A 23,901-nucleotide genomic window follows, 5' to 3' on the forward strand; every position below is an offset into this window, starting at 1 on the left:
TCGCAGGCCGGCGCGATGGCGTCAGTGGACGGCGTCGCGCAGGGCGACACCGGGATCGGCCAGTCGGCCGGGATCGACAGGTGTGCCGGCGCCGATCCACTTCTTTCCGGCCATGAATTCCGGTGCGGCATTGGCGGACTCGACCGCGAGGGGGATTCCGTCGCGTAGGTGGAAGAGAGCGAAGCGCCCCGACTCGGGGTTCCCGCGGCAGACGATGTCGGCCCCAGGTCGCACGACGCCGGCGATCTTCAGCTTCAGGTCGAACTGGTCGGACCAGAACCACGGCGTCTCGGGCTGCGGCGACGGTGTGCCGAGGATCGCGGCTACCGCCTGCCGGGATTGTTCGGTCGCGCTCGGGATGCTCTCGAGTCGCCCGATGCTGTCGAGTCCGGGCACACGCCGGCAGGTCACGTCGCCGATGGCGAGGATCGCGGGATCGCTTGTGCGAGCGAACTCGTCGACGACGATGCCACCGGCCGGGCCGCGCTCCAGGTCGCAGGCTGCGGCCAACTCGTCGCACGGCAGGGCGCCGATCCCGATCAGCGCTGCGGTGCAGTCGATCGTCTCCCCGTCGTCGAGGACGACGCGTTGCACCTGCCCCTCGGTGCCCTCGAGCCCGACGACCCCGACACCGGTCCGCACGACCGTGCCCTGTGCGGTGTGCCGCGCGGTGAGGATCGTCGACAGTTCGGGGCTCGCGACCCGGGCCAGGACCCGGTCCTCGCGTTCGAGGATCACCGCGTCTGCGCCGGCGGAGCGAACGACTGCCGCCACTTCGAGGCCGATGTAGCCGCCGCCGATGATGGCGAGGGTGCGGCCTTCCGTGACCCACTTGCGCAGGGCTCGGGCGTCGCCGAGGGTGCGAAGCGCGCCGACCCCGGCCAGCTCCGCTCCCGCGACCGGCAGGGGGCGGGGGCGGGAGCCAGTGGCGAGGACCAGCACGTCGTACCCGATCCGCTCGCCGGAGGCCGTGACGACCCGGCCGGACCCGCGGTCGATTTCGGTGACCTGTTCACCGAGACGCACCGTGACCTCCTGCTCGCGGTAGAACTCCGGGGGGCGCAGCCACTGCTCGAGGTCACCCTCGGCGAACTTCTTCGACAGCGGCGGCCGGTGGTACGGGTAGTCGAGTTCCTCACCGAGCATCGTGATCTTGCCGGTGTGCCCCTCCTGCCGGAGCAGGCCCACGAGTGAGGCCGCGGCATGCCCGGCACCGACGACCACCACACCCCGGGCGGCGCCGGGGGGAGCGGTGGTCACGCGAGCTCCAACCGGACCGGCAGGCTCTTCAGCCCGCCGACAAAGTTGGTCTGGGTCACCTTGCGTTCCCCGGTGATCTCGATCGAGCGGATGCGCGGCAGCAACTCCTCGAACATGATCCGCAACTCCTGCTTGGCCAGGTGCTGACCGGTGCACATGTGCGGGCCGTATCCGAAGGCCATGTGCCGGTTGGGCTTGCGGGTGATGCGGAATTCGTCCGGGGCGTCGAAGACGTCGGTGTCGCGGTTGCCGGACTGGTAGAGCAGCATCAGCCGGTCACCGGCTTTGATGTGTCGACCGCGCAGCTCGTAGTCCTCGGTGGCCTGGCGCATGAAGTGCTTCACCGGGGAGCACCAGCGCAGGCCCTCGTTGATCAGGTCTCCGATGAGGGTGGGATCCTGCTGGACCGCGGCGAGCTGATCGGGGTGGTGGGCGAGTGCTTCGAGGGTGCCGGCCAGGGTGGAGGTGGTCGTGTCGTGCCCGGCGGTCGCGATCGTCACGAACCAGCTGTAGGCGAACTGCTTGGGCCAGTACTCGCCGTCGGCCTGTCGCGCGTTGGCGATGATCGAGGCGAGGTCCTCGCGCGGGTTGGCGCGGCGATCCTCCACCAGTACGTCGAAGTACGCGAAGAAGTCGGCAATGGCGGCGGCCCACTGCTTGGCCGCGGCCTCCGGGCTGAGGGGTTCGACGTCGGCGCGGACCTCGTCCGGATCGGCCGTGCCGAAGAACTCCTGGGTCAGAGCCATCATGCGCGGCTCGTCCTCTTCGGGAACGCCGAAGAGGGTCATGACGACGTGCAGCGGATAGAAGATCGCGAAATCCTTGACGAGATCGAGTTCGTTCCCCCCGGGGCGCAGCCTCCGTGCGATTGCCTCCGTGGCCAGCGCCCGGATGCGATCCTCCCAACGCTTGAGGTTGGCGGGCCGGAACCAGTCGCTAGCGACGTCCTTGACCGCGGTGTGCTCCGGCGGATCGAGATAGGGCAGGGCGTCGAGGATGCGCAGGCTCCCGCCGGTGAGGCTCTTGGTGAACGCGTCGCCGGCCTGGTTGGTCAGGATGGGGTTGTGGGTGCCGGGGTCGGACCCTCCGCCGTTGCAGAAGAGTTCCGGCTGGCGCTCGATCTCCAGGATGTCGGCGTGTTTGGTCACCAGCCACAGCGGGTCGTAGCCTTCGACGTGTACCTGGGCGAGCGGGTTGTTCTCCCGCAGCCACTTGTAGGCCGCGAACAGGGCCGTCTCGTCTCGGTGGCCCTCGGGGAGAACTATCCGGCGGGCGATTTCGTCCGGTACGGGTCGGGTGGGACCCGTAATGGCCTCGATGGTGGTCACAGTTTTCCTCCGATGGGTGGCAGCAATGTCGCGGAGACGTCGCGGTCCGGCCGTCCGTCGCGTGACGCCGATCACTCGAGTCCCGATAATCTTCGATCCCGGGCGGGGTGATGCACATCACTCCCTGGGCGCACGTTTCTCATCCCAACGGCTGACTCGGCCTCGGCGACCACCTGCGCCGAAAGAGGAAGAGCGCCTCGCCACGCCTATCGTTGGACGGACAGGAGGAAGATTCAGAATCATGCATCCATGTCTCGCCCCGTGGTCGAGCGCATCGGCGGACGGACTCCTGCGCGCGGTCGGCACGGGCGAGCGAGAAACGCCACCAGCCCGGGCCTGACCGAACTACGCCGATCGGATTCCTTCAGAAAATCCGGGGTATTGAGACATGCATGCATGAATTGCTAACATTTCCCTTATCTGCTCTGGCAATGAGGCCGGGAAGGAGCACCGAATACGTGGTACCGACGATGCCCTTTCGGTCGGCCGCGGCCGACCGCGCTTCTTCGCCTGCGCTACGCCCCGTCGGGAGTGTCGGTGAGGAGTTGGATCGGGCCCGGGGTGTGCTGGCACTTGCCCATGAGCTCCTGGGGCGGAACGCCCCGGCCGATTCGCGCACTCCGGCCGACCTCGACGAGGCAGATTTCGCCCTCGAGGTCGTCGAGGAGGCCCTCACGCGCAGGCTCGGTGAAACAGTGCCCGGCGCGGAGATCGCTCGTCTGCTCGGGTTGTCCCAGCAGGTCGGTCACGCGCGGGTGATGCTGCGCCAAGCCGAGTTGGCACAGCGATCGGAGGCGATCGCCGGAGTCGGGCGGGCGCTCGATGCGCTGCGGACCGTCGGGTCGGTAGCCGAGCTTGTCCGGCTCGCCCCGACCCATGTCGGCGAGTTGGGTTATCGGCGGTGCATGTTGTCCCGGGTCGAGGGCAACCGCTGGGTGGCGAAGTCGTGCTACGTGCGGAACGATTCGGCGCTCGCTGCCGAGATCCTGGCGGTCGGCAGTCGGAGCCGGACGCTGGGCCACCGGCTCATCGAAAGCGAGATCGTGCGGCGCCGTTCGCCGGTGCTGGTTCCCCGGGCGCAGGCAGACGACCGCGTGGACCCGGGCTTCAAGCAGGTCACGAGCACTTCCTCCTACGTCGCCGCTCCCATCATGGTCGGCTCCGGAGTGTTCGGCTTCGTCCACGCCGACAGCCCGAGCGACGGCCGGGAGGTCGGCGAGTTCGATCGGACGCTTGTCCGCACGTTCTCGGAATGTCTCGGCTATGCCCTGGAACGTCTCTACTATCAGGAACGCCTCCGGACGATCCGGCAGCAGGTCACCGCCGTCATGGATGCCTCGCCGGACATGCTGGACGAAATGATCGCTTCCAACGAAGAGTCGGCGAACGATTCGGTCGTTGCGCTTCCGGGATATCGCCACCCGATGCAGTCCGGCCACCCTGTGGGGAATGTGGACCTGCTGACCCGGCGGGAGCTCGAGGTCCTTGCGCACATGGCCGAGGGTGACTCGAATGCCCGCATCGCGAACCGGCTGTTCATCTCGGAGGCCACAGTCAAGGCCCATGTGAGGCACATTCTGCGCAAACTCGGTGCCGCCAACCGAGCCGAAGCGGTCTCCCGCTATCTTCGGGCGGGGTAACTCCTTCCGGCATCGAGGAATCCGACGCGAGTGCCAGGGCGGGGATGCCGCGCGGTCCCGGCTCCCGCTCCAGGAACAAGGGATTACCGATTTCGGTCTTCCGCTGCTCGGGGCCCTCGGTGACCGGACTCGTGCCGGGCGGCATGTATTCACCGATGGTTCTGCGGCACAACGAAATCGAGGTGCCCGTGCTGGAATCCGACAACCGCGCGATCGCCGCGCTCAGCGTCACAGGTCCCGTCAACCGATTCCGGCCCGAACTCCACCCCGCCTCGGTCCGGGCGGCAGTAGCCGGTGTGGCTATTGCCCTCGCGCGCCGGACGCACATGCTCGAAACACGTGAAATGTGGCGCCGTGAGTGCGGGACCGGCCTGCTCCGAAGCCCGCACTCATGGCGGTCTCGACTCCCGCCTGAGTCTGTGCCGGTAAGGCTAGAATGAGGAACCAAACCCAGGTAGAGCCATGTGCAACCATGATCCGACCGGAGACAGTCAGTGGCGTAACAGTCGGTGAGGACCAACCGTGTCGGACGAAGCCGTCGAGCATCCCTCGAACCAGTTCGAGAGAGAGATAGCCAACGAGCTGGCTGCTGTCGGTTTCGACGAGCCTCGGGTGCTGGGCCGGGGCGGTTTCGGCATCATCTACCGTTGCCGTCAACCTGTCCTGGACCGGGTAGTGGCGATCAAGGTCTTGAGCTCGAACCCCGATGAGGCCGATCGCATTCGCTTCCTGCGTGAGCAGCAGGCGATGGGCCGGCTGTCGGGGCATCCGAACATCGTGCACGTGCTCGAGGCCGGCGTCACTCATACCGGACGTCCCTACATCGTGATGCCGTTCCACCGCCGCGACTCGCTCGACGCGTGGATCACCCGGCGCGGGGCGCGCACGGTTCCCGAGGTGCTCGACATCGGGATCAAGATGGCCGGAGCTTTGGAGACGGCGCATCGGGCCGGGGTGCTGCACCGGGACATCAAACCGGCGAACATCTTGCTCTCCGAGTACGGCGAACCGCAACTCGCCGATTTCGGGATCGCCCGACTGGCGGACCGGCAGGACACCACCCGAGGCTTGGTGGTGGGTTCCCCCGCCTACACCGCGCCGGAGGTGTTGCACGGACGCTCACCCTCGGTCGCCTCGGACGTCTACGGACTCGGCGCCACCTTGTTCACCGCGCTGGCCGGCCGCCCCGCCTTCGCTCGGCGCCGCGGGGAGGAACTGGTGGAGCAGTTGTTGCGGATCAGCACCGAACCGATCCCCGATCTGCGCGCACACGAGGTCCCGGAGGGCGTCCGGGTGGTGATCGAGCAGGCGATGGCCCGCGACCCCGCCGACCGCTTCGGCACGGCGGCGGCGCTGGGGGAGGCGCTGCGCCGGGCCGGGACGGATCTGGGATACCACGTTGCCGACCTGCCGCTGCCGCTGGCGGGGGACGAGGAGAGCCCACCACAGCGGGAAAACCGTGACCCTGCGGGGACCGCGGCGTACCTGCGCCTCGAGCCGTCGGCCGGGGCGTCCGGGCCCGTCCCTCCGCCCGCCGTGACCACCAAGTACCGCCCCCCGGTCACGGCTCACGCGATGGTGCCGCGCACCCGGCTGCTCGGCAGGCTCGGGACCGCGACCCGACCCCGGTTGATCTTGATTCATGGTCCGGCCGGATACGGAAAGACCACCCTGGCCACCCAGTACGTGCAGATGCTCGAGCGCACCGGCGGCACGACCGCCTGGCTGACCATCGACGAGGACGACAACACCCCGGCGTGGTTTCTCGCGCATCTCGTCGATGCGATCACGGTGACCCTGCCCGGGTTGGGCACCGAGTTGACCCGGGCGCTGGAAGGACACGGGGGCGGCGCCGAGCGGTTCGTGCTGACCACCCTGATCAACCGGACGCATGCGGGTGGGCAGCACATCGCGGTGGTCCTCGACGACTGGCACCGGGTGACCAACCCGGCCAGCCGGTCCATCGCCCGGTTCCTGCTCGAACACGGCTGCCACCACCTGCAGCTGGTCGTCACCAGCCGGACCCGGCAGGGTCTGCCGTTGAGCGGCCTGCGCGTGCGCAACGAACTGATCGAAATCGACTCGGCCGCATTACGCTTCGACCTCGACGAGTCCCGGGAACTGCTCACCGGCGCCACGGATGTGCAGCTCGACGAGGAGGAGGTCGTCGATCTGGAGGAATCGACCGACGGGTGGGTGGCGGCGCTGCAATTGGCCTCCCTGACCCTGCGCGAACACCACGATCCGCGCACGGCGATCCGTCATCTGTCCGGCCGGCACCGGGTTCTCGGCGAGTACCTCGCCGAGAACGTCCTCGATACCCTGGAGCCGGATCTGCTCGACTTCCTGCTCGCCACGTCGATCACCGAGCGCACGTGCGCTGCTCTCGCCACCGCCCTGACCGGCCGTGGGCATACCCAGGCGGTGCTCGAAGACATCGAGGCGCGGAACCTGTTCCTCACGCGTCTCGACGAGGAGGGACAGTGGTTCCGCTACCACCACCTGTTCGCCGAGTTCCTGCGCCGCCGGCTCGAGCGTGACGATCCGGAACGCCTGATCGAGTTGCATCACACCGCCGCCGAGTGGTTTCTCGAACAGCACCTACTCAGCCCGGCTGTGGATCACTTCCTCGTCGCCGGCAGCGACGACGACGCGATCGATGCCGTCGAACACGAGGCGATACCACTGCTCGAGCACTCACAGATGAGCACCCTGCTCGGCCTGGCCGCGAAGCTCCCCGGCACGTCCAGCGCGCGCCGGCTGCGCCTACAGACCACGCTGGCCTGGGCGCATGCCATCCTGCATCATCGCGTTGCCGCCGCCGAGGCGCTCGGCAACATCGCGGCAGCTCTGCCGTCGGCAACCGCAGACGAAGCTGACATCCGAGCCGAAGCAGCGCTCATCCGGGCCACGGTCAACGCCTTCGACGACCGGCTCGACGGGATGGATGCGGCGGTCGAGGCCTGCACCGCCCGTGCCGACCGGCTCCGCCCCTGGGTCCTGTGCGGCACCGCTGACGTCGCGTCGTTTCGATCGATCCATCGGTTCGACTTTGCCGAGGCCCGGCGCTGGCAGCAATGGGTACGTCCATACCATCGGCGATCTTCCGGGCCCTTCAGCGTCATCTACGGGTACTGCCTCGACGGGCTGGCCGCACGAGAACAACTCGATCTCGGCGATGCCGAGGCCAGTTTCCGTCATGCCATGCAGCTGGCAACCGAGCGGGGAGTGGAACTGTCCTACGGCTCCCGGCTCACCGGGGCCCTGCTCGGAGACCTGCTGTACGAGCAGGGGAACCTTGCCGAGGCCGAGCGATTCCTCGACCAGAGCCACAGTCTCGGGGCCGAAGGCGGAACGGTCGATTTCATGCTGTCCACCTACGTCGTCGGTGCGCGCCTGAAGCACCGGCTCGGCCGGTACGACGCTGCTGCCGAGCGATTGAACGAAGGCGAACAGCTGGCACGTACATTGCAACTTCCGCGCCTGTCGGCGCACCTCGTGAACGAGCGCATTCGCCTGGGAATCGGATCCGGGCATTTCAGCCCGGACAGCTTTCCTCGGCAGCTCCCGCAAGAACCGCTGGACGGTATCAGTCGGGTTACCACTGAGATCACAGAGGAATCGGTCATCCGGCTCCTTGTTGCCGGCTCGGCCAGCGCCCGGACGCAGGCCTGTGACAGAGCTCGAGTGCTTGCAGAGTCGATCGACGCCACCTGGCGGCCGAGAGCATCCCTCTATGCGCGCGTGTTGCTGACCGAGTGCCTCGCCACTGCCGGGTCGGACCGTGAGGCGGAGCGCGTGGTTCTTCCGGTGCTCGAGCAATGCGCCGGGGTCAGTATCGTCCAGCCCTTACTGGATGCGGGGTCCGCTGTAAGCGTCCTTCTGCACCGCATCGCGCAGGAGCGCAGCGCCCACGGTCTCAGTCCCGCAACGGCTCTCTACCTGGACCGATTGCTGGAGAGCCCGAACCCGTCCACGACTCCGGACGATGCGTGAACCCGGGAACGCGGCATCCGCCACGACCGCGTATTTCACCGTCCTCGGTTGGGCGACGTCGACTTCTGCTGGACGACCGTGGGATAGCCGAGTTTGCGTGTGCAAAGGCTCTTCAGACGGCGCCGCGTCCCGGCGTCGATCTTCGGTTGCGCGTCGAGGAGACACCGCAATCGGTGGTAGAAGTCGGTGGGGACGAGTCCGAACTCGGGAAGGATGTGCTCGTCGCCGCCGTCGTAGGGTGCCCACTGTACCGCGAAGTCGAGCAGCGCGACTTCATCTTTCGTCATTGTGTCTCCTTTCCTGGCACCTACCGCCGCGGGCGCGGCTGCATGCTTGTGCATGCGGCCGCGCCCACGCCGGGGTCATCGCACGTCGAGGTAGATGCTCTTGAGTTGTTGGTAGCTTGCCAGTCCTTCGGGTCCGAGTTCCCGTCCGAGTCCGCTGTTCTTGATGCCGCCGAAGGGGGCGGTCGGATCGTTGGCGTAGCCGTTGATACCGACCGTGCCGCTGGCGATGTTGCGGGCGAAGCGTGCACCGCGTTCGGGGTCTGCGGTCCAGACCGAACCCCCGAGGCCGTAGTCCGAGTGGTTGGCGATGGCCACGGCCTCGGCCTCGTCGGTGTAGGGGATGACCGACAGCACCGGGCCGAAGATCTCCTCCTGCGCGATGGTGTGCCCGGTCTGGACGTCGGCGAAGATGGTGGGCTCGACGAACCAGCCGTGATCTGCCCCGGCGGGACGCTTGCCGCCGGTGGTGATCCGCCCGCCGTCCGACTTGCCCTTCTCGATGTAGCCTTCGACGCGGTCGCGTTGACGGGCCGAGACCAGCGGTCCCATCTGGGTGGTGTCGGAGAGCGGGTCTCCGACCGACAGGCCCTTCGCGAGATCGGTGATGGTGTCGACGATCTCGTCGTAGCGTGAACGCGGCGCCAGGACGCGGGTGCCGAGCCAGCAGATCTGGCCGTTGTTGAGCAGAGTCGCCGCATAGAAGGATTCGATGTTCGCGGCGAGGTCGGCGTCGTCGAGGACCACGGCGGCGGACTTGCCGCCGAGCTCGAGAGTGACGGGGCGGAGCAGTTCACCGCACGTGCGACCGATTGCCCGGCCGGCGGCGGTGGATCCGGTGAACGAGACCTTGTCGATGCCCGGGTGGGCCACCAGGTAGGCGCCGAGTTCACGTCCACCCGGGACGATGTTGAGCACACCTGCGGGAAGGCCCGCCGCGATCGCCGCTTCGGCCATCAGGAAGGCATCGAGCACGGTCTCCGGAGACGGCTTGAGGACCACGGTGCAGCCGGCGGCGAGCGCCGGAGCGAGCTTGAGGAACGTGATGGCCTGGGGGACGTTCCACGGCACGATCGCGCCCACCACGCCGATGGGGGAGCGAGTGACGAGGGCCGATCCGCCGAGCATGCCGGGACGAATCTCGTCCTCCTGTTTCGCCGCCATCTCGGAGTAGTAGCGGAGCAGGATAGGCGGGAAGCCGCCCTCGAACTGCCGGGCCAGGCTGATGGGCATGCCGTTCTGGCTGCTCACCCGGGTCGCAGTGTCCTCGGCGCGGGATTCGAGTTCGTCGGCGAAGCGGCCCAGCACCTCGGCGCGCCGGGCGGCGCTCCACGACGCCCAGCCGTCCGGGCCGGTGAACGCCGCGCGGGCGGCCTCGACCGCATCGTCGATGTCGGACTCGGTGCCGTCCGGCACCGAGCCGATCCGCTGTTCGGTGCTCGGCGAGATGACCGAGATCGTCGCATCGCCGGACGGCCGTACCCATCCGCCGCGGATGTAGAGATCGGTGTAGTCGATCGTCATCGGGGTGTCCTTCTCGAAAGTGTGTCGGTGGGGTGGTCAGTCCTGCACGAGCACGGGCTTGAGCACCTCGCCCCGGTGCTGGGCCTCGATCGCGTCGTTGATCTTCGCGAAGGGGAAGGTGGTGACGAGCTTGTCGAGCGGGAACCTGCCCGCCTTGTAGAGCTCGACCAGTTCGGGGATGAACTCGTCGGGGACACTGTCGCCCTCGATGATCCCCGTGATCGTGAGTCCCATGGCGAGGGAGTTGATGATGTTCAGCGGCACGGAGGCCGCCGGGTCGGCGGGTACGCCGATGAGGCCGATCTTGCCGTGGAAGGTCATGGCTCCGACGAGCGACTCGATCACGGCCGGGACGCCGGAGGTGTCGATCGCGTAGTCGACACCGGCCGGGACGATGGCCCGGACCTGCTCGACGAGTGGGCCGGCGGCAGGATCGACGACGTGGGTGGCGCCCAGTTCGAGGGCGAGTTCACGCCGGGATCGATGGGGTTCGACGGCAATGATGGTGGTGCAGCCCTGCACGACGGCACCCATGACGGCGGCCAGGCCGACGGAGCCGGCGCCGGCGACGAGTACCGCAGATCCGGGCCGGCAGTTCAGGGAACGCATCACCGCGCCCGCCCCGGTCTGGATGCCGCAGCCGAGGGGAGCGAGGAGTTCGGCCGGGACGTCGTCGGGAACCTTCACGACGTTGCGTTCGAAGGCGAGGCTGTAGGTGGCGAAGGAGGACTGCCCGAAGAACAGACCGGTGAGGCGCTCACCGTCGGTGGTGGACAGCGGTCCCGTGCCGTCCTCGCGCACCCCGTCGTAGGCGAGGTGCATGAACTGGTGGCAGTACGAGGGTGCCCCCGTGGTGCACGACGGGCAGGTCCCACAGCTGTTGAAGGTGATGCCCACGCGGTCCCCGGGGGCGACCTTGGTGACGCCGGGGCCGACTTCCCGTACGACGCCGCATCCTTCGTGGCCGAAGACGGCGGGCAGCGCGGTCGGGAGGGCGCCGTCGCGGGCGGCGAGGTCGGTGTGGCAGATGCCGACCGCTTCGATCTCGACGAGGACCTCGCCGGCCCTCGGTCCCTCGATAGTGATCGGCTCGAGGGTGAATTCGGCGTGCGGCTCTCTCGCGACTGCTGCGAGTGCTTCCATCATCACGTACTCCATGTCTTGAGGGCCGGCCCGGTAGGGCCGGCGAAAGTCGAAATGCTCTACAGAACGGCTTCCCGCAGCGAGGTCGCGGGATCGGCGAGTGCGGTGGGGTCGAGCTTGGTGCGGTTGCCGATGAAGCGCTTTCCGGCCATGAAGTCGGCTGCGGCGTTCACGGTCTCGACGGCAACCGGAACACCGTCGCTGTCGAGGTGGAACAGGGCGAAGGAGGACTCGGACGGATCCCCGCGCAGGACTGCCCGGGTGGCGGAATCGACCATCCCGGCCATCTTCATTTTCAGATCGAACTGATCCGACCAGAACCACGGCACCTCGTGGGGTGGCAGGGGCGCGCCCGTGATGACGGCTGCCGCCTGCTTCGCCTGCTCTACCGCGCTGGGAATGCTCTCCAGACGCACCATCTTGCCCAGTGTGTCGTGCAGGCGGTAGGTCACGTCCCCGATGGCGAGGACATGCGGATCGCTGGTGCGCGCAGACCCGTCCACCACGATCCCCGTGAGGCAGTCGATGCCGGCTTCCCGGGCCAGTGCGTCGTTGGGGATCGCGCCGACGCCCACCAGCACCAGGTCACAGGCGATATCGGTGCCGTCGGCGAGGGTGACTCCACCGACGCGACCGGCTGTCCCGGTGATCTCCCGGACCTCGGCCCCCGTCAGGATGTGAGTGCCGCGGTCGCGGTGGAACTCGGTGAGGGCGGCCGAGAGTTCCGGACTGGCGACCCGTGCCAGTACCCGATCCTCACGCTCGATGACCGTGACCTCGCACCCGCGGGCGCGGGCCGACGCTGCGACCTCGAGTCCGACGTACCCACCGCCGACGATCGCCAGTGAGGACCCGGTGTGGACCGCCTCGCGCAGTTGTGTGGCGTCGCCGAGGGTGCGCAGGCTCAGGACACCGTCGAGGTCGCTGCCGGGGAGCGTCAGGGTCCGCGGTGCGGCGCCGGTGGCGAGGACGAGCGTCGTGTACTCGAGGGTCGCACCGGATGCCGTCGTCGCGGTCCGGGCATCCCGGTCGATGTGTACGACCGGATCACCCAGGCGGGTTTCGATGGCGTTGTCGGCGTAGAAGGATTCCGGCTTGAGCCATTGCACGAACTCGTCGTCGGTGTACTTCTTCGACAGCGGCGGACGGTGATACGGCGGATGCGTTTCCTCCCCGCACAGGACGATGCGGCCGTCGAACTTCTGTTGCCGCAGCATGCCGGCGAGTGTGCCGCCGGCATGCCCGGCCCCGACGATCACCACGGTGGGTGAGGGGTGTGACGTGAGCATCGTGTTACCCGGTGAACTCGATCTTGACGGGCATGTTCTTGAGTCCACCGACGAAGTTGGTCTGGATCATCTTGGTCTCGTCCACCAGCGCGAGGGACTCGATGTGGGGGAGCAGTTCCTCGAACATGATCCGCAGTTCCAGCTTCGCCAGGTGCTGGCCGATGCACATGTGCGGGCCGTAGCCGAAGGCGATGTGCTTGTTGGGCCGGCGGGTGATGTCGAAGCGATCGGGGTCGGGGATGACCTCGGCGTCGCGGTTGCCCGACTGGTACAGCAGCATGAAGCGGTCGCCCTTCTTGATGTCGCGGCCGCGCAGCGTGTAATCCTGCGTCGCCTGACGCATGAAGTGCTTCACCGGCGAGGCCCAGCGCAGCGACTCGTTCACGAGGTGCGGAGCGAGTGCCAGGTCGGCCTTCACCTTGGCGAGCTGGTCCGGGTTGCGGCCGAGCTCGAGGATGCCGCCCGCGAGGGTGCTCGAGGTGGTGTCGTGGCCCGCCGTCGCGATGGCGATGAACCAACCGTAGGCCATCTCGTTCGGGTAGTACCTACCGTCCTTGTCGCGGGCGAGGGAGATGATCGTCGCGAGGTCGTCTTTGGGGTTGGCGCGGCGATCCTGGAGCAGCTGTTCGAAGTATGCGTAGAAGTCCTGGATCGTGGCCACCCACTGCTTGGCGGCGGCATCCGGAGTCAGCGGTTCGACATCCTCACGGACGGCGTCGGGGTCGGCCGTCCCGAAGAATTCCTGTGTCAGGGCCATCATGCGGGGCTCGTCCTCCTCGGGCACCCCGAACAGGCTCATGATGACGTGCAGCGGGTAGTGCAGGGCGAAGTCCTTGACGAAGTCGATCCGGCCGTCCGTCTCGAGGAGCCGGGCGACGGACGCCTTGGCAAGGTCACGGATGGTGGCTTCCCACTTCGCGAGGTTGGTGGGCCGGAACCAGTCGATCGCGATGTCCTTGATCTCGGTGTGCTCCGGCGGATCGAGGTAGGTGAGGGTCTCCAGGATGCGGAGACTGCCGTTGTTGATGCTCTTGGTGAACTCGTCGCCGGCCTGGTTCGCCAGAATCGGGTTGACGGAACCCTTGTCCTCGCCGCCCGCGCTCGTGAAGATGTCGGGCTGGCGCTCGATCTCCATGATGTCGGCATGCTTGCTCACCAGCCACAGCGGGTCGTACCCCTCCACCACGGCGCGGCCGAGCGGGTTGTTCTCGCGCAGCCAACGGTAGGCCTCGAACAACGCGTCGTTGTCCCGGTGCCCTTCGGGCAGCACGATCCGACGGGCGACGGTGTCCGGAATCAGCTCCGTGACCTGCTCTGTAGTGCTCATCGATTCCCCTTCGTGGTGCAGTGAGATCTGCGTGGTGCAGTGAGATGTGGCGCCATAGGTTCGACGCTCACGCCGACTGACGTGACTCGAGCCTGTCAGCCCAGAGAGTGAGAGGCATCACACCAGCGAACGAATGTTGTCCACCTAACGGGGGATGTGTGCCCGGTCACCCCGCGGCACTGTGCTGGTCCCGTCGCAACTTCACCCTCAGGGAGGGGGGTAATCGGTCGATGTGGTGATGCGGGCATCCAGTGATCCTCGACACAATTGTGGGCACGGAGAACGGCCGCACCTTCCGGGTACGGCACCCGGCCCCGCGAGGCGGCCGCGCAGATGTTCATCGGTCAACCTGGAGGAGATCGCCATGCCCACTGTCGTGTACCAGCTCCCGGACGGCTCGACGTCGTCCGTCGACGTCCCGGCCGGCCAGAGCGTGATGGACGGATCGGTACGCAACAACCTTCCCGGCATCGTCGCCGAATGCGGTGGCAGCTGCTCGTGCGCCACCTGCCACGTGTACGTGGACGACTCCGCCGCGGTGTTCGGGGAGCCGACGGCAGAGGAGCAGGATCTTCTCGAGTTTCTCGACGGCGTCCAGCCGTGCTCTCGCCTCGCCTGCCAGCTCGTGCTGACGCCGGAGGTGGACACCATCACGGTGACCGTGCCGCCTTCCGACGCCTGACGACGTCGTCCGGTGGGCCTGCATCGCCAGGCCCGCCAGGTCAGGGCGAGTCACGGTGCCGGGGCCGCCGCGTCACCGAGGGGTGGACTGATACTTCGCGATCAGTTCGGCGCGGTTGGTAGCGCCCAGTTTTCGGAGGATGCGTTTCACATGCGACTTGACCGTGTCGACGGTGATGACCAGTTCGGCGGCGATCGCGGCGTTCGACGCACCGGTGAGAATCAGCCGAACGACGTCCGCTTCGCGGTCGGTGAGCGGATCGAGCAGGCGCTGGTCCGCGTCGTCGTGTTCCGTGGGGGACGGCGCGCTGTCGGTCGCGCCGCGTGGAGGCAGCGCGTCGAAGTCGGTGTCGCTGCTCCACCGTCGGGCGCTCTCGCGGAGGAGAAGGTCCTGACGTTCGCGACGCGATTCGAGACCGACCCGTTCGAAGCAGCCGCCGAGCATTTCCGCGAACACGCTCAGGGCGTGGCGCCGTGGACCGTCCAGTGCTGTGTCGACGTGCAGGAGCGCGGTCGCGTTCCCGTCGACGAGGACCGGAACGGTGGCGAAACCGCTGTTACCCAGAATTTCTCGCATCGACTCGGGAACCACTTCATCGACCGTGACCGTGCTCGTCGCGAGCGCATGTGCTTCGGGGGAGCCCGCCACGAGGTCGAACCCGAGGGGCAGCGACGGCGTCGTACCGGGGTCGGTGCTGAAGGAGGTCACGGGAACGATTCGATCCCCCTCGAGCCGAGACAGAAGGACCTTCCGGGCAGAGCAGAGTTCGGCGACACGCTCGCACGCGCGTCGCATGAGTTCCGCACTCGAGGCGGCGTCGTCCAAGGCGTGGACGGCACGATCGATGCCTGACGCCAGTGCGCCGACCTCGGCGGTCCGCTTCTCCGCGAGGGCCTTTCGCCGATCGAGGAGATCTACGAGGCGCCGGCCGAGTTCGGCTGCGCGCTCGGGGGTGGCAGTGCGCATGTCGGTGAGGAGGTCCGCGATGGCGCGTTCGAGATCGGCGTCCCCGGTGTTCATGTCCGGCTGCGCATCCGCTTCGGGTACGTCAGGCACCACCAGTCACCGTCTTGGCATTGGCGTACAGCGCTGCCACCTCGGCGCGCGTCGATACCCCGAGCTTCTTGAAGATCCGTTGGACATGGCTCTTGACGGTGCCGTCGGAAATACAGAGCCGCCGGGAGATCGCCGCATTGGTCGCCCCGGTCGCCATGAGTGTGAGCACTTCGCGCTCGCGAGTGGTCAGCGACTGCGCGCGCGGAATGGCCGGGTCCTGCGACCCACCGTCCAGCGTCGCCACGTCGGAGCGGGACAGTTCACGGGTACCGAGTTCCGGCATCGTCACGGGCGCCTGTGCGAGGTGCCGCAGTGCCCGGGTGAGACGTTGGACCTCGGCGTCGATGTGCTCGTTGCGCGCATAGATCTGCTGCCGCAGATCGGCGCGTTCCTTCGACGAGGCGCACACCGCGGCGAGCGCGCCGACGATGTGGACGTCGGTGTCGGAGAGTCCGTCGCTCTGCCGGTCGACGTGGATCATCGCCACTGCGCGGGAGCCGACGACGATGGGAACGGCGATATATCCCGCCGGGCGCGACAGGTCGATGAGAGGACGGTACGTGTGCCGGTAGGTGTCGGAGGCATCCACTGCGTACGGCCGGCGACGCCGAACCAGTTCGGCTTCCCGCGGGGCTTCCCGCAGCGAGATCTCTCGACCGTCGATGGCCTTGATGAGTGGGTGGAAATCCCCGGTCAATTCGGGGTGGACGGCGAGCGCGATGGGTGACCAAGTGGAACCGCGGACCACGGAGAACATGGCCTTGGCGTACCCGAGGTTCGTGCACAGTTCCTGCGTCACGGTCTGCGCGATCCGGTCGGCTCCGGTGTCGATGGCGCGCACGACGTGTTGGAGCGCCTCGAACTGCTCGCTGTGCATGCGCAGTCGGCGCGAAATGTCGTCGCGGTCGGCGGCGTCGAGCCGCATCACGAGGTCGGCGAGCCGTACCGCTTGCTCCGGAGAGTCGGCGCCCTCCCGGAGTTTGCGGGCTGCGAACGCGCGGATCACTGCCGGATCCGGCTCGCCACCCGCCAGGCGAACCAGGCTCGGCTCGCTGCCGAGGAGTTCCTGCAGTTCTGCAATTGCCTGCTCGGCAAGCTCGAACGAACTCGTCGAAATGACCACTCACTACTCCTCGCGCCACGGCGGCCACACGGACGGCGGCGACGCCGTCGCGCCTTCCTGTGACACACCACACAGTATAGAGAGTTGCATCGCCAGGGCGTCCGGTCGCCGTCTGCGGCTTACCTCCAATGTATATGGTCAGTCCAATCTCGTCACGCTCTCGGCGGAAATTGCTTCGATCGGCTCTTGTCTCCACCTGTTCGCGAGGTTAGGGTCGAATGGTAGGACCAAAATGGAAGGATGGCCAGTATGGCTTCCCCTGTGCGCTACGACGTCGACGAGCACGTCGCCGTCCTCACTCTCGACCGCCCGGAAACCCGCAACGCCCTGTCCGACGACCTGCTGGACGAACTCCTGGCCGCGCTCGAGCGCGCGCGGGGGGACGACGACGTGCGGGTTGTCGTGCTGGCCTCGTCGCACGAGAAGATCTTCTCGGCGGGCGGTGACCTCAAAGCATTCGCGAGCGACACCCCGACGATCGTCAAGTATGCGGGCCTGGACCGCTTCCCGCGGCTGTACCGACTCATCGGCGGTCTCGGCAAGCCGGTGATCTGTGCGGCCGGTGGCGACGTGCTCGCGGGCGCGTTCGGGCTCGCGCTCGCCTGTGACTTCGTGCTGGCCAAGGAGTCTGCCCACTTCGGATGCCCGGAGATCAACGTCGGCGTCTTCCCGTTCATGATCTCTGCGCTCATCTACCGGAACGTCGGGCGGCTCAAGGCCAATGAGCTGATGATGTATGGAGAGAAACTCACCGCCGCAGAAGCTCACGAACTGGGACTGGTGAATCGCGTGTTTCCGGACAGCGACTTCGATGCGGAGGTGTGCGCGTGGGCGCGCCGACTGGCGAGAAAGTCACCGCTGCTGATGCGCCTGGGCAAGGATGCCATCAACAACACTCGTGACATGTCGCTGCCGGACGCACTTGCGACGCTGCAGTCTCAACTGGCCCTTGCCTTCACCACGGAGGATGTTGTCGAAGGTGTCACGGCCTTCCGTGAGAAGCGTGCGCCGGTGTGGAAAATGCGATGAGGAGCCACGGCGGGCTCCTCGGGGTCCGTCGTCGACAGCTACCGGGCTACATGGCTCAGCCGGTGCCGGGCTCGCAGCCGACGGTGAATTTTTGTGGGCCCCTTCGCTTGCCGGTCGACCAGCGGGTGCAATGAGCGCTCGCGGATGTTGTCGTAGGTGGTTGCCACTTCGGTCTAACCATTCTAATCTTTACGTAAACGTGTGGCAGCTCAAGAAGGACGGAATCCTCCCATGACGCGCGATCGAAACCTCGGCCGATACACCCCCCGGCAGGTAGAAGAGTTCTATGCCAGTGGCCAATGGGCCGACGAGAACTTCACCGACCTTCTGCGGGCACGTGCCGAGGGCAGCCCCGACAAGATCTTCGTCACCGACGGCGTGCAGGAGCTGACCTTCTCGCAGCTCTACGACAGGTCGCAGCGGCTGGCGCTCGGCCTCCACCGGAGAGGGCTCCGGGCCGGCGACCGTGTCGCCGTTCAACTGCCCAACTGGGGGGAGTTCGTCGTCGTCGCAGCTGCGCTCGCTCGGATCGGCGTGGTGACGGTGCCGATCATGCCGATCTACCGGACGGATGAGGTGTCACACGTTGTCGCCGACGCCTCGATCCGGATGGCGATCGCACCGGCACAGTTCAAGGGCTTCGACCATGCGTCGATGTTCGATGGTATCCGGCGGTCGTCGCGGACGCTGGAGACGATCATCGCGGTCCGCGCTTCGGAGGAGAGCCGTCAGGCACTCGCCGAGCGGGGCATCGAGGTTCTCGAGAGCCTGGTCGTGGACGCGGACCCGGACGTCATCGACACGGAACTCGGCTTCCGTGCCCACCCCGACGATCCGTTCGTCATCGTGTACACGTCCGGAACTACGTCGCGTCCCAAGGGCTGCCTGCACACCTTCAACACCTACGCTTCGGGCGCACGTGCGCTGAAGACGGCCTTCGGGCATACCGAGGCGGATGTCCAGTTCGGGCCGTCCCCGATCACGCACACCACAGGACTCGTCACCAGTGTGCTCGTACCTCTGCTCAGCGGCGCGGCGACCCACATCATGGCGGAGTGGGCCCCTGAGCGCGGGCTCGCCGAGATCAAGAAGTTCGGATGTACGGCCGCGGTCACGGCCACCACGTTCCTGCAGACGTTGTTGGCTGCGGCCGACGAGGATCCGGACGCTGATCTATCCTCCCTCCGGGTCTGGGTGTGCGCCGGCTCCCCCATCCCGGCGGCCGTGGTGGAGAAGGCGAAGTCCGACCTGCCCACCACCACCATCCTGTCGCTGTACGGGAGGAGTGAGAATCTCACCACGACGACCTGCACCGTCGAGGACGACCCGAGCCGGGCGGTCACGTCCGACGGCGCCGCGCTGCCGGGGGCAGAGGTCAAGGTTGTGGGGGACGACGGCCTCGAGGTGGCACGGGGGAGTGAGGGCGACATCGCCTATCGCGGGCCCTCGCATATGATCGAGTATCTGAACCGGCCCGAGGACACGGCGGAACTCTTTACTCCCGAAGGTTTCTCGAGATCAGGAGATCTCGGAGTCATGGATGCCGATGGGTTCGTCCGGGTCACCGGCAGAACCAAAGACATCGTGATCCGCGGCGGCATGAACATCAGTGTGCGCGAGGTCGAGGACAAGTTGGCCGATCATCCCGGAATCCTCGCTCTCGCCGTGGTGGGAATGCCCGACGAGCGACTCGGGGAGAGGGTGTGTTGCTACGTGGTGCCCAAGGAGGAGCAGAATGCTCCCACCCTGGAGCATCTCCGCAACTATCTGCTCGATCGGGGAGTTGCCATTCAGAAGACACCTGAACGCGTCGAGGTGGTCGCCGAGTTGCCCATGACCGCCACCGGGAAGATTCAGAAGCACCTCCTCCGCAAGCGCATCGCGGCAGAGTTGACTGCCGGTGCCCAACGCCCATAAAGGTTGAGAGGCAGGTGAACTCCTGGTTGACCGATGAGTGGCTCACGTCACTACGCGACCAGGAGTTCACCTGCGCTTGCCGCGCCGTGCCCGTCCTGCCGCGACCCCGACCCCGTCGCCCGGCCGCCGGGACTTCCCCGCCGGCGCTGCAGGTGTATGCGATCTTTGCCTGCTGCGTGCGGGCCGGGGCGCGGCAGCGGATCACCCCCTCCGGAATCCGGGGGCTTATCTGACCTCGGCGACGACGACCGTCGCCGAACCGGTGACGACGGGCCCCTTCGTTCCGGAGACGACGAGATCGAGATCGGCCCGCGCCTCCCCGTCGGTCTCGGTGATCGCCGTGATTGTCCCACCGACAGTCAGGGTGTCGCCGAGGAAGACCGGGGCGACGAAGCGGACGCCGAAGGAACGGACGTGCTCGACGCCGAATGTGTCGGAGAGCCAGCCGGCCAGGATCCCGGCCTGCATCTGGCCCATCGCGATGATGCCCGGGAACCCGGACGTCGCGACGAACTCCGGATCATGGTGCAGGGGGTTGAAGTCGCCTCCGGCGCCGGCGAATCGCACGATGTCCGTCTGGGTGATCGGGCCGACGACACGCGTGTCGACGACCGCGCCGATGTGGGCCTTCACGGGTGCTCTCATCGTTGTTCTCCTCGCTCGATCAGCACTTCCTCCAGTCGCACCACCGGATCACCGGCGGCGTCGACGTATTCGGTCTCCAGCGTTACGACGCGCATCGATCCGCCGCGCTTGCCCTCGCGCTGCACGTCGTCGACGATGCGCCGGGTGCCGACGACGTGGTCGCCTGCAATCAGGGGTCGAAGGTATGTCCACTTCACCGAGCCGACCACCACTCGTTCGAGTGCCAGCCCGAGCGTCTCGACGAACTTGCGCTGGTCGCGCTGGTGCCCGGCGACGACCGTGTGGGTGAGGGTCGCGGGAACATCGGCGAATCCGGCTGTATGCGCCACGGACCGGTCCGTGTGGACGGGATCGGTGGTGAACGTCGCGCGGGCGAACTCGCGGATCTTGCCGCGTTCGATGTCGTACTCGACCCGGTCCACCTCGCCGGAGTGGAGTGGATCTGTCATGACGGCCCTCCTTTTTTGGACTGACCTATAGTATCATTCGTCCTAAATACGTGAGGAGGGGTGCAATGGAACTCGCTGATTCCCCGGACGAAGCCCGTTTCCGCAGAGAAGTCCGCGAATGGGCCGAGAAGACAGTCACGACGCTGCCCTGGCCGGAACCGGTGGATCTGGTCGACAAGGTCCCGTTCTGGCGACGATGGCAGCGGCTGCTGTTCGACGCCGGCTACGGAGGAATGTCGTGGCCGAATGAGTACGGCGGGCAGGCCGCCGACCCCATCCGCAAAGCCATCTTCACCGAAGAGATGGATCGCGTGGGCGCGCCGGAGCGACTCAACACGATCGGTGAGGACTTCGCCGGCCCCACCATCATCGACTTCGGCACACCGGCCCAGAAGGAACGTTTTCTGCGTCCGATCCTCACCGGAGACGAAATCTGGTGCCAGTTGTTCTCCGAACCGGAGGCCGGGTCCGATCTCGCGTCACTGCGCACCAAGGCCACGAAGGTCGACGGCGGATGGAAGATCAACGGGCAGAAGATCTGGACCAGCCGAGCGCACATCGCAGCTCATGCCATCCTGCTCGCCCGCACGGGTGGGGGGCCACGCCACAAGGGCATCACCTTCTTCCTCCTTCCCATGGACAGCGAGGGAATCACGGTTCGCCCGCTCGCCCACATGCTCGGTGAGGCCGAATTCAACGAGGTCTTCCTCGACGACGTGTTCATCCCCGACGATCTCGTCGTCGGCGACGTCGACGGCGGGTGGAAGGTGGCCATGGGCACGCTCGCCTACGAGCGAGTGGCGATCGCCACCGGCCGGGTCAACACCAAGCGGGCCGTGGACGACATCGTCGGCGACATCGCAGAGATGACCGACGAGTCGGGCCGCCCGCTCGGTGCGGATCCGCTGATCCGGCAGAAGGTCGCAGACCTCTACGGCCGCGCGCTCGTGCACTACCTCATCGGCCAGCGCGTGATCACCCTGGCGGCGAACGACGGCCCACCCGGTCCGGTGACGTCGATCGGCAAGCTGTTCTTCTGCCCGCTCGTCGAAGAACTGGCGGATTTCCGGCTGTCCCTCGAGCCCGCCGGCGGCCAGTTCGCACTCGACGACGAGCAGCAGCGAACGTCACGCTGGCTCCGGCTCGCGTATCAGGCCCGCGGCACCGCCATCGCCGGTGGTTCCACCTTCATCCAGCGCAACATCGTCGCCGAGCGCATGCTCGAGATGCCGAGGAGCTGACAATGTCCGACTACACCTGGATCCCCACCGCCGACTACGTCGACAACGCCAACGTCACCCGGCTCGCCCGCGCGCACGGCCTCGGCGGCCTGGACGAGTTGCGTGCCCGCTCCGTCGCCGACGTGCGGTGGTACTGGGATGCGGTGGTCCGTGATCTCGAGCTGCCGTTCCAGGTGCCGTATCGCGAAGTTCTCGACACCTCGCGCGGCATCGAGCATTCCGACTGGTTCGTCGGCGGTAGGACGAACATCGTCGACGCCTGCCTGCGGCGCTGGGTCGCCGATCCGGTGGCCGCCGAGCGGCTCGCCGTCGTGCACGAGGCGGAGGACGGAACTGTCCGCACGCTGACGTATCGCGAGCTGGGGGCGGAGGTCGAGCGTGCCGCCGCCGGACTGCGGGAGCTGGGAGTGGGCCGGGGCGACGCGGTCGCCCTGTTCCTGCCGATGATTCCCGAGGCCGTCGTGTCGATGTACGCCATCGCCCGGCTCGGTGCGGTTCTCGTGCCGCTGTTCTCGGGGTTCGCGCCCAGCGCGATCGCGTCCCGCATTCAGGATGCGGACGCGAAAGTGGTGGTCGTCGCGGACGGCACCATCCGCCGGGGCAAGTCGGTCCCGATGAAGCCGGCCCTCGACGAGGCCCTGAAGACCTGCCCCACGGTGGAGTCGGTCGTCGTGGTCGACAACCTCGACGCCGGAGCAGGATCGGGTGAGCGCGAGATGTCCTGGACCGGACTGCTCGCGAGCCGTGATGCGGTCCCGATCGAGGCCATGGACGCCTCCGAGCCGTTCGCGCTGGCCTACACGTCCGGCACGACCGGCAAGCCGAAGGGCGCCGTACACACCCACGCCGGGTTCCTGGTGAAGACGGCGAGCGAAGTGGCGTACTCGTTCGATCTGAAACCGGGCGGGGTGTTCTGCTGGATCACCGACATGGGCTGGATCATGGGTCCGTTGTCGATCGTCGGCACGCATGCCAATGGTGGGACGCTGTTGCTGTACGAGGGCTCACCGGACGTACCGGACCGGGACCGGCTGTGGCAGCTGACCGAACGGCATCGGGTGACGATGCTCGGAGTTTCTCCGACGCTCATCCGGACGCTGCGCGGGCAGGGAAGCGATGTCGCCGCCCGGTACGACCTGTCCTCGGTGCACACGATCGGCTCGACCGGGGAGCCGTGGGACCCGGACTCGTACGAGTGGCTCGCACGCGAGGTGTTCGGTGGCCGCGTCCCGATCATCAACTTCTCCGGCGGTACCGAGGTCGGCGGGTCGTTCCTCGCACCGTATCCGGTGCAGCCGATCCGCAGCTGCTCGCTGGGCGGTCCGTCGCTGGGCATGGACGTCGACGTCGTCGACGATGCTGGCCGTCCGCTGCGCGGTGAACAGGGCGAGCTGGTGTGCCGGCAGCCGTGGCCGTCTATGACCCGCGGGGTGTGGAAGGACGAGGAGCGGTACCTCGAGGCGTACTGGTCGACGTTCCCCGGTATGTGGCGGCACGGAGACTATGCGCTTGTCGACAGCGACGGGCAGTGGTACATCCGGGGCCGGTCCGACGACGTCATGAACGTGGCCGGCAAGCGCCTGGCCCCGGCGGAGGTCGAGGCGGTCCTGACCGCGCACCCGGCCGTGTCGGAGGCCGCGGCGGTCGGTGTCCCGGATCCGAAGAAGGGGGAAACGGTGTGGGCGTTCTGGGTGCCCAGCGCGGATGCGGACGGGACGGACATCTCGGGGGAGCTGGCCGCCAGTGTGGCCGCAGAACTGGGTAAGCCGTTCGCGCCCAGCGTGGTTCACCGGGTGTCGCGTCTGCCGAAGACACGGTCGGCGAAAATCCTGCGCCGCGCGGTGCGGGCGGCGGCGCTGGGCACCGATCCGGGAGACCTGTCCGGTGCCGAGAACCCGGAGGCGGTGGAGGAGATCCGCGCCGTGGTGACCGGTGCCGAGCTGGGCGCCGTAGGGACGTAGGCGACGC

General features: G+C 67.2%; 18 protein-coding genes. 7 read left to right on the forward strand and 11 right to left on the reverse strand.

Translation table 11 applies throughout. The annotated features are described in order from the left end of the window. Positions 1 to 21 precede the first annotated feature (21 nt). Together OCS65_RS06965 and OCS65_RS06970 are read right to left on the reverse strand one after the other, a co-directional pair. Positions 22 to 1,260 (reverse strand): NAD(P)/FAD-dependent oxidoreductase, encoded by a 1,239-nt coding sequence (locus OCS65_RS06965; RefSeq protein ID WP_029545771.1) that lies wholly within the window; start codon positions 1,258 to 1,260, stop codon positions 22 to 24. Then, a complete protein-coding gene (locus OCS65_RS06970; protein WP_006936686.1) occupies positions 1,257 to 2,588 on the reverse strand; it encodes a cytochrome P450 in 1,332 nt (443 codons plus the stop codon). Before OCS65_RS06970 ends, OCS65_RS06965 begins: the two co-directional genes overlap by 4 nt. Positions 2,589 to 3,046: 458 nt before the next feature. On the opposite strand from OCS65_RS06970, the gene OCS65_RS06975 reads away from it, so the two are divergent. Continuing rightward, positions 3,047 to 4,228: a LuxR C-terminal-related transcriptional regulator gene (locus OCS65_RS06975; RefSeq protein WP_037201140.1), complete on the forward strand. Its 1,182-nt coding sequence runs from the start codon at positions 3,047 to 3,049 to the stop codon at positions 4,226 to 4,228. A 522-nt stretch (positions 4,229 to 4,750) separates the two neighbouring features. After that, on the forward strand, positions 4,751 to 8,224 hold the full coding sequence (locus OCS65_RS06980) for a serine/threonine-protein kinase (RefSeq protein WP_029545767.1): 3,474 nt from the start codon (positions 4,751 to 4,753) through the stop codon (positions 8,222 to 8,224). Between the two features lie 35 nt (positions 8,225 to 8,259). Here OCS65_RS06980 and OCS65_RS06985 read toward each other — a convergent pair whose 3' ends face one another. The 5 genes from OCS65_RS06985 to OCS65_RS07005 form a co-directional block, all read right to left on the reverse strand. After that, positions 8,260 to 8,511: a DUF3263 domain-containing protein gene (locus tag OCS65_RS06985; protein WP_006934236.1), complete on the reverse strand. Its 252-nt coding sequence runs from the start codon at positions 8,509 to 8,511 to the stop codon at positions 8,260 to 8,262. Between the two features lie 75 nt (positions 8,512 to 8,586). After that, the gene (locus OCS65_RS06990) at positions 8,587 to 10,032 is read right to left on the reverse strand and encodes an aldehyde dehydrogenase (RefSeq protein WP_029545765.1); all 1,446 of its coding nucleotides are present in this window, start codon (positions 10,030 to 10,032) and stop codon (positions 8,587 to 8,589) included. A gap of 36 nt (positions 10,033 to 10,068) precedes the next feature. Further along, the gene (locus OCS65_RS06995) at positions 10,069 to 11,175 is read right to left on the reverse strand and encodes an NAD(P)-dependent alcohol dehydrogenase (RefSeq protein WP_029545763.1); all 1,107 of its coding nucleotides are present in this window, start codon (positions 11,173 to 11,175) and stop codon (positions 10,069 to 10,071) included. Between the two features lie 59 nt (positions 11,176 to 11,234). After that, positions 11,235 to 12,464, reverse strand: a complete 1,230-nt coding sequence (locus OCS65_RS07000) for an NAD(P)/FAD-dependent oxidoreductase (protein ID WP_006934226.1) — start codon at positions 12,462 to 12,464, stop codon at positions 11,235 to 11,237. A 4-nt stretch (positions 12,465 to 12,468) separates the two neighbouring features. Continuing rightward, positions 12,469 to 13,791: a cytochrome P450 gene (locus OCS65_RS07005; RefSeq protein WP_006934225.1), complete on the reverse strand. Its 1,323-nt coding sequence runs from the start codon at positions 13,789 to 13,791 to the stop codon at positions 12,469 to 12,471. Between the two features lie 364 nt (positions 13,792 to 14,155). On the opposite strand from OCS65_RS07005, the gene OCS65_RS07010 reads away from it, so the two are divergent. Continuing rightward, complete coding sequence (locus tag OCS65_RS07010) at positions 14,156 to 14,473, forward strand: 2Fe-2S iron-sulfur cluster-binding protein (RefSeq protein WP_006934224.1); 318 nt, start codon at positions 14,156 to 14,158, stop codon at positions 14,471 to 14,473. Positions 14,474 to 14,545: 72 nt separating this feature from the next. On the opposite strand, the gene OCS65_RS07015 is transcribed toward OCS65_RS07010, so the two are convergent. After that, positions 14,546 to 15,493: a helix-turn-helix transcriptional regulator gene (locus OCS65_RS07015; protein ID WP_037201139.1), complete on the reverse strand. Its 948-nt coding sequence runs from the start codon at positions 15,491 to 15,493 to the stop codon at positions 14,546 to 14,548. Between the two features lie 28 nt (positions 15,494 to 15,521). Continuing rightward, the gene (locus OCS65_RS07020; protein ID WP_029545761.1) at positions 15,522 to 16,652 is read right to left on the reverse strand and encodes a LuxR C-terminal-related transcriptional regulator; all 1,131 of its coding nucleotides are present in this window, start codon (positions 16,650 to 16,652) and stop codon (positions 15,522 to 15,524) included. 249 nt (positions 16,653 to 16,901) lie between these two features. On the opposite strand from OCS65_RS07020, the gene OCS65_RS07025 reads away from it, so the two are divergent. Further along, complete coding sequence (locus tag OCS65_RS07025; RefSeq protein WP_006934220.1) at positions 16,902 to 17,681, forward strand: enoyl-CoA hydratase/isomerase family protein; 780 nt, start codon at positions 16,902 to 16,904, stop codon at positions 17,679 to 17,681. Positions 17,682 to 17,912: 231 nt separating this feature from the next. After that, positions 17,913 to 19,598 carry an AMP-binding protein gene (locus OCS65_RS07030; RefSeq protein WP_029545758.1) on the forward strand — a complete coding sequence of 562 codons (1,686 nt, stop codon included), beginning with the start codon at positions 17,913 to 17,915 and terminating at the stop codon, positions 19,596 to 19,598. 225 nt (positions 19,599 to 19,823) lie between these two features. Here the strand turns inward: OCS65_RS07030 and OCS65_RS07035 are convergent, their stop codons facing one another. Next, positions 19,824 to 20,243: a MaoC family dehydratase gene (locus tag OCS65_RS07035; RefSeq protein ID WP_263509249.1), complete on the reverse strand. Its 420-nt coding sequence runs from the start codon at positions 20,241 to 20,243 to the stop codon at positions 19,824 to 19,826. Beyond that, on the reverse strand, positions 20,240 to 20,692 hold the full coding sequence (locus OCS65_RS07040; RefSeq protein ID WP_263509251.1) for a MaoC family dehydratase N-terminal domain-containing protein: 453 nt from the start codon (positions 20,690 to 20,692) through the stop codon (positions 20,240 to 20,242). The genes OCS65_RS07035 and OCS65_RS07040 overlap by 4 nt, the downstream gene beginning before the upstream one ends. A gap of 65 nt (positions 20,693 to 20,757) precedes the next feature. Here OCS65_RS07040 and OCS65_RS07045 point away from each other — a divergent pair, with 65 nt between their 5' ends. Together OCS65_RS07045 and OCS65_RS07050 are read left to right on the forward strand one after the other, a co-directional pair. Further along, positions 20,758 to 21,933, forward strand: coding sequence for an acyl-CoA dehydrogenase family protein (locus tag OCS65_RS07045; RefSeq protein WP_263509253.1), 1,176 nt, complete (start codon positions 20,758 to 20,760; stop codon positions 21,931 to 21,933). A gap of 2 nt (positions 21,934 to 21,935) precedes the next feature. Continuing rightward, positions 21,936 to 23,894, forward strand: a complete 1,959-nt coding sequence (locus OCS65_RS07050) for an AMP-binding protein (protein ID WP_029545752.1) — start codon at positions 21,936 to 21,938, stop codon at positions 23,892 to 23,894. The last annotated feature ends 7 nt before the right edge of the window (positions 23,895 to 23,901 follow it).

The sequence above is a fragment of the Rhodococcus aetherivorans genome, from assembly GCF_025722975.1.
Taxonomy (GTDB): Bacteria; Actinomycetota; Actinomycetes; order Mycobacteriales; family Mycobacteriaceae; genus Rhodococcus; species Rhodococcus aetherivorans.